The sequence below is a fragment of the Beijerinckia sp. L45 genome (genome assembly GCF_009765775.1).
In the GTDB taxonomy this organism is placed as follows: Bacteria; Pseudomonadota; Alphaproteobacteria; order Rhizobiales; family Beijerinckiaceae; genus RH-AL1.
The window spans coordinates 90,928-101,076 of the sequence record NZ_LMUU01000107.1 but is presented as its reverse complement, the minus strand read 5'-3'; the positions used below and the strand labels follow the sequence as shown (position 1 = coordinate 101,076).

Below are 10,149 nucleotides of genomic sequence, written 5' to 3'. Positions count from 1 at the left end.
GATCATCCACTGCGACACCCATGGCGTCGTGCCGGTGCCGGTCGCCGACCTGCCGGTCGTACTGCCCGAAGACGTGACCTTCGACCAGCCGGGCAATCCGCTCGATCGCCACCCGACCTGGCGTCATGTGCCGTGCCCGATCTGCGGCGAGCCGGCGCGGCGCGAGACGGATACGATGGACACGTTCGTCGACTCGTCCTGGTACTTTTTGCGCTTCACCGATCCGTGGAACGAGGAGACGCCGACCACGGCCACCGCCGTCGATCGCTTCATGCCGGTCGACCAGTACATCGGCGGCATCGAGCACGCGATTTTGCACCTGCTCTATGCCCGGTTCTTCACCCGGGCGATGCAGGCGAGCGGTCATGCCGGTGAGGTCCGCGAGCCGTTCGCCGGCCTGTTCACGCAGGGCATGGTCAACCACGAGACTTATAAGGATTCTTCGGGCGCCTGGGTCACGCCCGCCGAGGTGCGCTTCGAAAACACCCCGGAAGGCCGCCGGGCGCTACGCATGAGCGACGGCGCCGAGGTGGCGATCGGCTCGATCGAAAAGATGTCGAAGTCGAAGAAGAACGTCATCGATCCCGACGAGATCATCGAGAGCTTTGGCGCCGACACCGCGCGCTGGTTCATGCTCTCGGACTCGCCGCCCGAGCGCGACGTGATCTGGACCGAAGAGGGCGTCCAGGCTGCCGCAAAATTCCTGCAGCGCATCTGGCGCCTCGTCGGCGAATTGGCCGGCGTCGCCGCGCCGATCGGCACACAGGCGCCCGCAACAATGTCGCCGGCTGCGGCGGACGTGCGCAAGGCAGCCCATGGCGCGCTGCTGCGAATGAACGAGGATATCGACCAGCTTCGCTTCAACCGGGCGATCGCGCGGATCTACGATCTCGTCAACAAGCTGGCGGCGGCGATCGGCGCGATCGAGACGCCGGAGATCGCGCCCGACCTGCGGTTCGCCTTCCGCGAGGCGGCGGACATTCTTGTGCAACTATTTGCGCCGATGATGCCGCATCTGGCCGAATCGTGCTGGGCTGAGCTGGGTCACACCGGCCTCGTCGCCGAGGCGTCCTGGCCGGTCGGCGATCCGGCTTTGGTCGTCGAGGATGTGATCGTGCTGCCGGTGCAGATCAATGGTAAGAAGCGGGCGGACCTGTCTATCGGGCGGACCGCGACGCAGGCGGAGATCGAGGCCGCGGTGCTCGAGCTCGATCTGGTTCAGAAGGCGCTGGAAGGTCGGCCGGTGAAGAAGATCATCGTGGTGCCGCAGAGGATCGTGAATGTCGTGGTGTGATCGAATGTTTGGCCGCGCAGCCGGTCTCGCCGCCATAGCGGCATCCACGCTCGCGCTCGGCGGCTGTTTCCAGCCGATGTACGGCCCGTTGAGCGCCGGTGGCGGCGATGTCGCGGCCGAGCTGCAGGCTATCGCCATTGAGCCGATCCCCGAGCGTATCGGGCATTATCTCGGCGACGACTTGATCTTCGACCTCAACGGGACAGGCTCCCACGTGCCGCCGAAATACCGGCTCTACGTGACGCTGCGTGAATCCGCCAACACCCCGATCATCGATACCGTCAACGGCATCGCCAGCGCGGCGACGGTGACGCTGAACGCCGACTTCCGGCTCGTGCCGATCGGCGGCGGCGATCCGATCGTCAAGGGCACGGCGCTGGTCATCGCCAGCTATGATCGCAACGATCAGCGCTATTCCAACATCCGCGCCGCGCGCGATGCGGAGATCCGCGATGCCAAGCAGCTTTCGGATCAGTTACGTATCCGTCTGGCGTCCGCACTGGCGACGCGCAACCTTGACCCTGGCCATTCATAACGCGTTCACGGCAGGGGTGTTTTAAAGCGGGCGTCGGCGGTTTCGCCGAAGCGAAGCGGTCAGCGCCCCCAGCTGATCGCCACCGTGAAAGGACATCTTATGCGTGCTCTCGTTCTCGCTCTTGCGACCGGCGCCACTCTGTTCGCCGGCGCTGTCACCGCCAATGCCATGCCGCTCAACGTCGTTACCGGCGCCGATGCGGCACCCGAACTGATCCTCGTCGCCGGCGGCTGCGGCCCCGGTGCGCATCGCGGTCCGTATGGCGGCTGCCGCCCGAACGGTTTCTTCCGTCCTCATTTCGTGCGCCAGTGCTTCGTCCGTCCGACCCCCTATGGCCCGCGCCGCGTCTGCCGCTAGACCGCTCGCAACCTCAAGAATTCGGAGGCCGGGCTTGCTGCCCGGCCTTTTTTTGCGCCAATGACGTCACGCGGCCTTTCGCCCGTCATTTTCATGAGACGTCTCCATGGTCGCGATCAGGTCGGGCGAAGCGGATCGCGCCATCAATCACCCGGCGCCTGGCGTCTTTCTCTACCTTGTCTTCGGCACCGACACCGGGCTGGTGGCCGAACGCATCCGCACCATCCTGGTCCGCGCAGTCGATGACCCCAAGGACTCGTTTCAGCTCGTCCGCATGTCCGGCGACGACATAGCGGGCGATCCGCTCAAACTGGTCGACGAAGCCCATGCGATCCCGATGTTCGGCGGTCGCAAGGCGATCGCCATCGAGGCCACCGCCAAGTCGCTGATGCCGGCGATGGAGCTGATCCTCAAGGCGCCGCCGACCCAGTGCACCATCACCGTCGAGGCCGGCGCCCTGAAGCGCGACCATCAGCTGCGAAAACTGTTCGAGCGCGAGCGCAGCGCCGCGGCGATCGAATGTTTCCCCGACGGCGTTCGCGAGATCGGCCAGCTCATCGAGCGCGAGCTGGCGGCCGACGATCTTACCATCGATCCCGAAGCCAAAGAGCTGCTGTTGACGCTGCTCGGCCAGGATCGTCTCGGCACACGCTCGGAGCTGGAAAAACTCGCGACCTACGCCCACGGCGAAGGACGCGTGACGCTCGACCATGTCGAGGCGATCGTGGCGGACGCCTCGGCGCTGGTGCTGGACCACGCCATCGACGGGGCGTTTCGCGGTGCTTTCGCCGCTGTCGAGGCCACCACTGAAAAGGTGTTCGCCGAAAATAGCGACGTCAATGCCCTGCTCGGGTCGGCGCTGCGGCACGCCACGATGCTGCATCGCGCGCGGCTCGCCATGGACGGCGGTGGCGGCGACTCCGGCGGGTTTTATGGCGCGCGCAAGGCTGCGGCCGAGCAGCAGCTGCGGCTGTGGGATGCGCCGCGGCTGGCGAAGGCGGTGACGGCGCTGGGCGAGGCGATCGGCCGGGCGCGTCGCGAACCCCGTCTGGCGCAGGCGATCGCCGTGCGGGCGCTTTGGTCGGTGGCCCTGGCCGCGCGCGCGAAAGACGCAGCCTGATCCGCAAAAGAAAAGCCGCCAGCGAGGCTGACGGCTTTTAAGTCATGGGAGGAAACGCCCACAAAATGGGCTGCGAAAGGGTCGCTTTCGCTAAAGCCAAGATAGCCGGCAGCCCTACGAAAACAACAATTATCGGCACATGCCAGAAATGATCCTGACGCATAGGTCTGTGTTGGGCATTGCCGTCACGTCATAGGTCGAAAGTATAGGGCGGTATGAGAAAACGAGCTGCCGCTCGATCAAACGGCCGAAACCTCAATCTCATCATAGCGCTTAATCCGATACACGCCGTAGGATACCAGCCAAGCCACCAGAAAGATCCCGACGATGAGGTAGCCGAGCACGCCAAAGTTGTCGTTGAGCGCGCCGATCGCGCCCCAGAACCCACCGCCAGCCGTCAGACCGAGTTGATCGCCGATCAGGTTCAAGGCCTCGAGGCCGCCGACGACCACGGCCACCACGACCGACACGGCGGTGATCGTCAGGTTGTAATATAATTTCCGGATCGGTTTCACGAAGGCCCAGCCGTAGGCGCCGAGCATCAAAATGCTGTCGGTCGTGTCGAGCAGCGCCATCCCCGCGGTGAAGAGCGCGGGAAACACCATGATCGACCAGATTGACAGGCCGGATGAGGCCTGTGTGGCGGAAATCCCGAGAAGCCCGACCTCCGTTGCCGTGTCGAACCCAAGGCCGAACAGCACGCCAAGCGGGTACATGTGCCAGCTGCGTTCGATAAGTCCGAAAAAGCGGCGGAACAGCCGGCCGAGCAGGCCGCGGTTGGCGAGCACCAGATCGAGGTCCTCCTCGACGAAGCGGCCGCCGCCCTTCACCACGCGGAAGGTGCGGTAGACCGAGATCAGGACGAGGATGTTGGCGAAGGCGATGGCGAACAGGAAGAGCGCCGACACCGTCGTGCCGATAATGCCGCCGACGATCTTGAAGGTCTCGAACCGGGTCTGCAACGCGGTCGCGGTGATCGCGATAGCGACGGACAGGCCGACGACGATCGTGGAATGGCCGAGCGCGAAGAAGAAGCCGGTCGCTAGAGGCCGCTTGCCCTGCTGCATCAGCTTGCGGGTGACGTTGTCGATCGCGGCGATGTGGTCGGCGTCGAAGGCGTGGCGAAGGCCAAAACTGTAAGCCAGCATCGCGGTGCCGAGCAGCACGGGGAAATCGTGGAAGGCGACGAGCGCCCAGATCCAGGCGGCGGCGTTGGCGGCGATCAGCAGAACGTAAAGGCCGATAACGTTTGCACGAAAACCCTGGCCCAAATCGTCATCCTCGCGTTGCGCTGCGGCACCGCGACATTTTCATACCTGGACCGGGGCAACAGGGGTGCGTCGGTCAGGGGGCCTGCAGGACCAGGACGTCCTGATCAAGCGGCGCCGGCCCATCCGCAGTCATGAACTGCGCGCGCGCCAGCGCGGCGAACACGCCGCCGCGCGCGACGAGCGCCTCGAAGGTGCCAGCCTCCACCACCCGGCCGGCCTCGAACACCAGGATTTTCGAGGCGTGGCGCACCGTGGCGAGGCGGTGGGCAATGATGAAGGTCGTGCGCCCCTCGGTGGCCTTGGCGAGAGCCACCTGCAGCTTGCGCTCGGTGGTGGCGTCGAGCGCGGCCGTCGCCTCGTCGAAGATCATGATCGGCGGGTCCTTCAGCAGGGCGCGAGCGATGGCGAGGCGCTGGCGTTCGCCGCCCGACAGCATCCGCCCGCGCTCGCCGACGCCGGTGGCGAGGCCCTGCGCCTGGCGGTCGACGAAGTCGCTGGCCTGCGCCAAGTCGAGCGCTTTCGCGATCTCGGCGGCCGTCGCATCCGGCTTGCCGATGCACAGGTTGTCTTCGATGGAGCGGGCGAACAGCATCGGCTCCTGGAACACGACGCCGATGTTGCGACGAAGCGCATCGAGCGGCATGGCGCGGATGTCGATGCCGTCGATGGTGATCCGGCCGTGGCCGGGATCGTAGACCCGGTGCAGGAGCGACAGCGTCGTCGACTTGCCGGAGCCGGTCGCGCCGACCAGCGCCACCGTCTCGCCGGGCTCGACGGTGAAATCGAGATCGGCGACGGCCGGTCGCCCAGCGCCGGCGTAAGCAAAGTCGACATGCTCGAAGCGCACGCGGCCGGCCAGCCGGCCGGGATCGCGGGCGCCGAGCAGGTCGGCGACATGCGGCACGGTATCCAGCACCTCGAAATAGTCGCGGATGCGGGCGGCCTGGAGGAACAGCATGTTGCAGAGGTTGGCGAGTTGCTCGAGCCGGCCGATCAGCATCGTGGCAAAACTCATGAACATCACGATCTGGCCGATCGTACCGAGACCCTGGAGGAACAGCGCGGTACCGAAGACGAAGATGAGCAGCAGCGTGATCGTCGCCGCGGTGCGCGCGCCGACCACGGCCAACGCCCACCAGGTCAGGACCGGAAGCTGGGCGCTGAGCAGGGTCTGCGTCAGCGAGCGCATCGCCGCGGCTTCGCTGTCGATGCGGGTAAAACTCTGGATCACCGGGATGTTGCCCAGCGCGTCGGAGGCGCGTTCGGCGAGGCTCGAATTATGCCGCTCGACGGCGGTCTGCAGCGTTTCCGTGCGGCGACGCACGTAAAGAATCAGGCAGAAGAAGACCACCATAAGGCCGATCAGCAGCAGGCCGAGGCGCCAGTTCAGCAGCAGGGATAGCGGCAGCAGCACCACGATCGCGACGGCGGCCGCGAAGCTTTCGCGAAAGAGGGTGAGGTAGATCATGAACAGGCCGTTGGCGCTCTCGATCATCACCTTCAGCGATCGCCCGGAATGGGTGGTGGCGTGAAAACTGAGCGGCAGGTTCAGCACGTGCTCGAAGTAGCGCCCCATCACCGCCAGCCGCTGCCGGTGCGCCAGCCGGTCGGACTGCAGCGAGACGAACATCGCCGCGGTGATCGACACCAGGGCGAAGCCGATCCACGCCGCGATCATTGGCGTCAGGTCGAGCAGTGTCGGGAGTTTGTGGGTCGCCTGGCCCGCCGTCAGCCGGTCGATGATGCGGCCGAACAGGATCGGCTCGGCGAACTGCGCCACGATCAGCGCGATGTTGATCAGGCCGAGCGCGAGCGCCATTTTGGCTTCGGCGCGAAGCAGGGCCAGCACGCGGACGTAGAGGCGGAGGAAGGACATGGGCGTGGTTCTGCGGGCTGGTTTGGATACAAAGCTTAGCTTGAGCTTTTACGACTGAACGGGTTCTGAACGGAACCGGGATGCGCTCCGCGACGGTCTAGGCGGCTTCCATATCCGGCTTGGCATCCTGCACGTCCACGGCAACCGTTTTGCCAAGGGCCCGGAACGCCGCATCGAGCTGTTCGATCTTCGAGTTATGGTCGAGGCGGAAGAGGCGGTCGATGGATTCGCGCTGCCAACCGAGGCGGCGCTGCAGGTCGGCGCGCGACAAGCCTGCAGCGCGCAAGGTGCGATAAAGCTCGACCTTCAAGGTCGTCTGCAGCGGAAGCCGGACGAACGCGCTCGCGCCGTGATCGACCGACGATGGTGGTATGTTGCCTCGGGCTTCGATCATACTGGCGAGGAGCAGTTCGATCGCTTCGCTGGCGTGACGCAGGGCGGAGGCTTCGTCCACCCCATAGGTCACGACTGGAAAATCCGGGCTGGTGACGAGGACCGTCCCGTTGTCGTCGGGTTCGAGCTTGAGGCGGTAGCGGAGCATCACTTCAATCCCAGCTGTTTCTTGATCGCGTTGACGAGGTCGGTGCCGAGTTCTTTGCGCGACCCATGCATCGGCAGATCCGTCACCTTGTCGCCGAAACGGACAACAAGATGGCCTGACCCGCCCTTCTTCGCTTCGAAGGTGCAGCCTTGCGCCGCGAGCCATCTCTGGACTCTTGAGCATTCATGGTGGCCGACTACTCAACACAAGTGTGGAAAATAACACGAGCGTGCGTTTGCTTCCATTTACTTTTTCTTGCGTCAACACTGGCCAACATCCCAAACCGGACTTCCGCGCCCGCACCCTGTAAGGTCCGCCGCAACGAGGATGGTTTTCGGCATGCAGGCACTACTGAACGACACGGATATCGAGGAGATCGACGAGGGCGGGGAAACCCTTGCCGTCACGGTGGCGGAAGACGAGGCCGGCAAGCGGATCGACGTCGTCCTGACGGCGGCGGGCAAGGACCTCGGCCTGTCCCGCACGCGCGTGAAAAGCCTGGTTGAGGACGGGCGCATGGCGATCGACGGCGTCGCCGTGCTCGACGCCAACCACAAGGTGAAGCTCGGGCAAGAGATTACGCTCACCATACCACCGGCACTCGATGCGACGCCGCAGGGCGAAACCGTCGATCTCGACGTCGTGTATGAGGATGATCATCTCATCGTCATCGACAAGCCGGCTGGGCTTGTCGTGCATCCGGCGCCCGGCCATTACGAGGGCACGCTGGTCAACGCGCTGATCGGCCATTGCGGCACCAGCCTGTCGGGCATCGGCGGGGTCAAGCGGCCCGGCATCGTGCATCGGCTCGACAAGGACACGTCGGGGCTGCTGGTGGTGGCCAAGACCGACGCGGCGCATCGTGGCCTGTCAAAACTGTTTGCCGACCACGGCCGCACCCTGCCGCTGCTGCGCAGCTACCGGGCGCTGGTCTGGAACAAGCCGGCGCGGCTGTTCGGCACGGTCAACGCGCCGCTCGGCCGCCACCCCGCCGACCGGCAGCGGATGGCGGTGGTCTTGCCGGAGCGTGGCCGCGAGGCGATCACCCATTGGAAGCTCGAGGAGACGTTCGGGCCGGATCCGCGGGCGCCGCTGGCGAGCCTGATCACCTGCAATCTGGAAACCGGGCGGACGCACCAAATCCGCGTGCACATGGCCCATATCGGGCACCCCGTGCTCGGCGATGCGCTCTACGCTCGAGGCTTCGCCAGCAAGAGCAGCTTGCTCGGCGCGGAGTCCAAGGCGATCTATCTGACCGTTCGCCGCCAGGCGCTGCATGCCGCGCTGCTCGGGTTCGAGCACCCGGTGACCGGTGAAATGCTGGAGTTCAGAAGCCCGTTTCCGCCGGACCTCGCCCGGCTCCACGAGGTGCTGCGGACAAATCCATGACACTGGGTTGACGGCTACGCATGCAACTCGGGAGTAGCCAGCCGGTTATCTCGTCCAACGGGGTCACTCATCAGCATGCCCGCTGACCATTGCGAATTTGTAATGCCGCAATGCATCATACGGGCCTTATGCTCTTCCGGCCGCATCCTATATCCTTGAGTCGCGCAATCGACCCATCGTGGCTGCGCCGGAGCCTGCCGAAAGCGGGGGCTCCACTGGAGGTTTGTTATGGCTGCTGCCTTACCAATGATTTCCGGCGAAAGTGGACTGTCGCGGTATCTCAACGAGATCCGCAAGTTCCCGATGCTGCAGCCGGAAGAAGAATACATGCTCGCCAAACGCTGGAAGGAGCATGAAGACCCCGATGCCGCCCACCGTCTCGTCACCTCGCATCTGCGCCTCGTCGCCAAGATCGCGATGGGCTATCGCGGCTATGGGCTGCCGATCGGCGAAGTGATTTCCGAGGGCAACGTCGGCCTCATGCAGGCCGTCAAGCGCTTCGAGCCGGACAAGGGCTTCCGTTTGGCGACCTACGCGATGTGGTGGATCCGCGCGTCGATTCAAGAATACATCCTGCGCTCCTGGTCGCTCGTGAAGATGGGCACCACCGCCAGCCAGAAGAAGCTGTTCTTCAACCTGCGTAAGGCGAAGAGCCAGATCTCGGCGCTGGAGGAGGGCGATCTGCGCCCCGATCAGGTCGAGATCATTTCGACCAAGCTCGGCGTCAGCAAGCAGGACGTGATCGACATGAACCGCCGGATGTCCGGCGACGCCTCGCTCAATGCGCCGTTGCGCGAAGAGGGCGAAGGCGAGTGGCAGGATTGGCTGGTCGACAGTTCGGCGAGCCAGGAGAACCTGCTGGTCGATCGCGAGGAGAGCGACAACCGCCACGGCGTGCTGCACAGCGCGCTCGGCGTGCTGAACGATCGCGAGCGCCGCATTTTTGAGGCGCGACGCTTGGCCGACGACCCGATCACGTTGGAAAACCTGTCCGACGAGTTCAACATCTCCCGCGAACGCGTGCGTCAGATCGAGGTGCGCGCTTTCGAGAAGGTCCAGGCGGCGGTGAAAAGCGGCATGGCCAAGCTGGAGGCGCCGGTTCCGGTGCTTTCGAGGCCGGTCGCGCAGATCGGCGCCTAGCGCTTCGCATTCCAGACACTGAAAAGGCCGCGATGTTCGCGGCCTCTTTTTCGTCGGCCCGGCGGCGGCCCGGCGTAATCGAGCGGATCAGCCGCGCGCGTCAGACCAGCGCGCCGGACCTAGATGTCGTCGGGTGCGTCGACGGCCTCGGGCTTCGGCGATGCGCCGTTGAGCTGAGACTTTTGCTGCACCTTCATCTCGCGCTCCGCGGCCTCCCAGAAATCCTGGTGCTTGCCGTCCGGGCGGCCTGCCTGGACCCAGAGTTCGTAGGCGCGATGGCGGACGTGGTACTCGAATTCATCATCCATGGACGCATCCTGACGTTCAAGGGCCGTCCTGCTCGAAGCGAAGCCGAACGGCCGGGCCGGACTTCGTGTGACCCCGGCGTTCAAACACCGATGAGTCGCGCGCAGTGCGCAGCATAAAGAGGCACCGGGTCAACGCACCATGCATCGGTCCCGGTCGATCGACGTCACCATCTTATGCATGCACTGCGAAAGCCCAAAGAAAAATCCGAGTGACTTTACCGCATTGCGCGACGCGCACGGTGGCATGCGTCGTTCCGTCCCAAGATTTTGTGCCTGCGAGCCTGTCCGATTCCGCCTCCCGATCGTTTCTGGGCGTCA

Annotated in this window: 10 protein-coding genes and 1 pseudogene; 6 read left to right on the top strand and 5 right to left on the bottom strand. The window is 64.7% G+C overall.

All coding sequences use genetic code 11. The features are described from left to right. From GSQ79_RS29465 to holA, 4 genes are all read left to right on the top strand, one after another. On the top strand, nt 1–1,294 hold a 1,294-nt coding region (locus GSQ79_RS29465), incomplete at its 5' end, for a class I tRNA ligase family protein (RefSeq protein WP_246725267.1). Nucleotides 1,295–1,298: 4 nt separating this feature from the next. Then, entirely contained in the window at nt 1,299–1,829 is a 531-nt protein-coding gene (lptE, locus tag GSQ79_RS11550; protein WP_158808858.1) for an LPS assembly lipoprotein LptE, read from the top strand. A 99-nt stretch (nt 1,830–1,928) separates the two neighbouring features. Next, nucleotides 1,929–2,186, top strand: coding sequence for a hypothetical protein (locus GSQ79_RS11545; RefSeq protein WP_246725266.1), 258 nt, complete (start codon nt 1,929–1,931; stop codon nt 2,184–2,186). A gap of 106 nt (nt 2,187–2,292) precedes the next feature. Further along, nucleotides 2,293–3,306: a DNA polymerase III subunit delta gene (gene holA / locus GSQ79_RS11540; RefSeq protein ID WP_158808857.1), complete on the top strand. Its 1,014-nt coding sequence runs from the start codon at nt 2,293–2,295 to the stop codon at nt 3,304–3,306. 239 nt (nt 3,307–3,545) lie between these two features. Here the strand turns inward: holA and GSQ79_RS11535 are convergent, their stop codons facing one another. The 4 genes and pseudogenes from GSQ79_RS11535 to GSQ79_RS11520 form a co-directional block, all read right to left on the bottom strand. Then, nucleotides 3,546–4,577, bottom strand: a complete 1,032-nt coding sequence (locus tag GSQ79_RS11535; protein ID WP_158808856.1) for a HoxN/HupN/NixA family nickel/cobalt transporter — start codon at nt 4,575–4,577, stop codon at nt 3,546–3,548. 73 nt (nt 4,578–4,650) lie between these two features. After that, nucleotides 4,651–6,453 (bottom strand): glucan ABC transporter ATP-binding protein/ permease, encoded by a 1,803-nt coding sequence (locus GSQ79_RS11530; protein WP_158808855.1) that lies wholly within the window; start codon nt 6,451–6,453, stop codon nt 4,651–4,653. Between the two features lie 97 nt (nt 6,454–6,550). Continuing rightward, the gene (locus GSQ79_RS11525; RefSeq protein WP_158808854.1) at nt 6,551–6,994 is read right to left on the bottom strand and encodes a type II toxin-antitoxin system HicB family antitoxin; all 444 of its coding nucleotides are present in this window, start codon (nt 6,992–6,994) and stop codon (nt 6,551–6,553) included. After that, nucleotides 6,994–7,158, bottom strand: a pseudogene (locus GSQ79_RS11520) (type II toxin-antitoxin system HicA family toxin); the annotation flags it as partial. The pseudogene GSQ79_RS11520 and the gene GSQ79_RS11525, both read right to left, overlap by 1 nt. 175 nt (nt 7,159–7,333) lie before the next feature. On the opposite strand from GSQ79_RS11520, the gene GSQ79_RS11515 reads away from it, so the two are divergent. Both GSQ79_RS11515 and rpoH read left to right on the top strand, forming a co-directional pair. Then, complete coding sequence (locus GSQ79_RS11515; RefSeq protein WP_158808853.1) at nt 7,334–8,383, top strand: RluA family pseudouridine synthase; 1,050 nt, start codon at nt 7,334–7,336, stop codon at nt 8,381–8,383. A gap of 228 nt (nt 8,384–8,611) precedes the next feature. Next, a complete protein-coding gene (gene rpoH / locus GSQ79_RS11510; protein WP_158808852.1) occupies nt 8,612–9,523 on the top strand; it encodes an RNA polymerase sigma factor RpoH in 912 nt (303 codons plus the stop codon). 119 nt (nt 9,524–9,642) lie between these two features. On the opposite strand, the gene GSQ79_RS11505 is transcribed toward rpoH, so the two are convergent. Beyond that, nucleotides 9,643–9,831: a DUF2934 domain-containing protein gene (locus GSQ79_RS11505; RefSeq protein ID WP_158808851.1), complete on the bottom strand. Its 189-nt coding sequence runs from the start codon at nt 9,829–9,831 to the stop codon at nt 9,643–9,645. Nucleotides 9,832–10,149 lie beyond the last annotated feature (318 nt).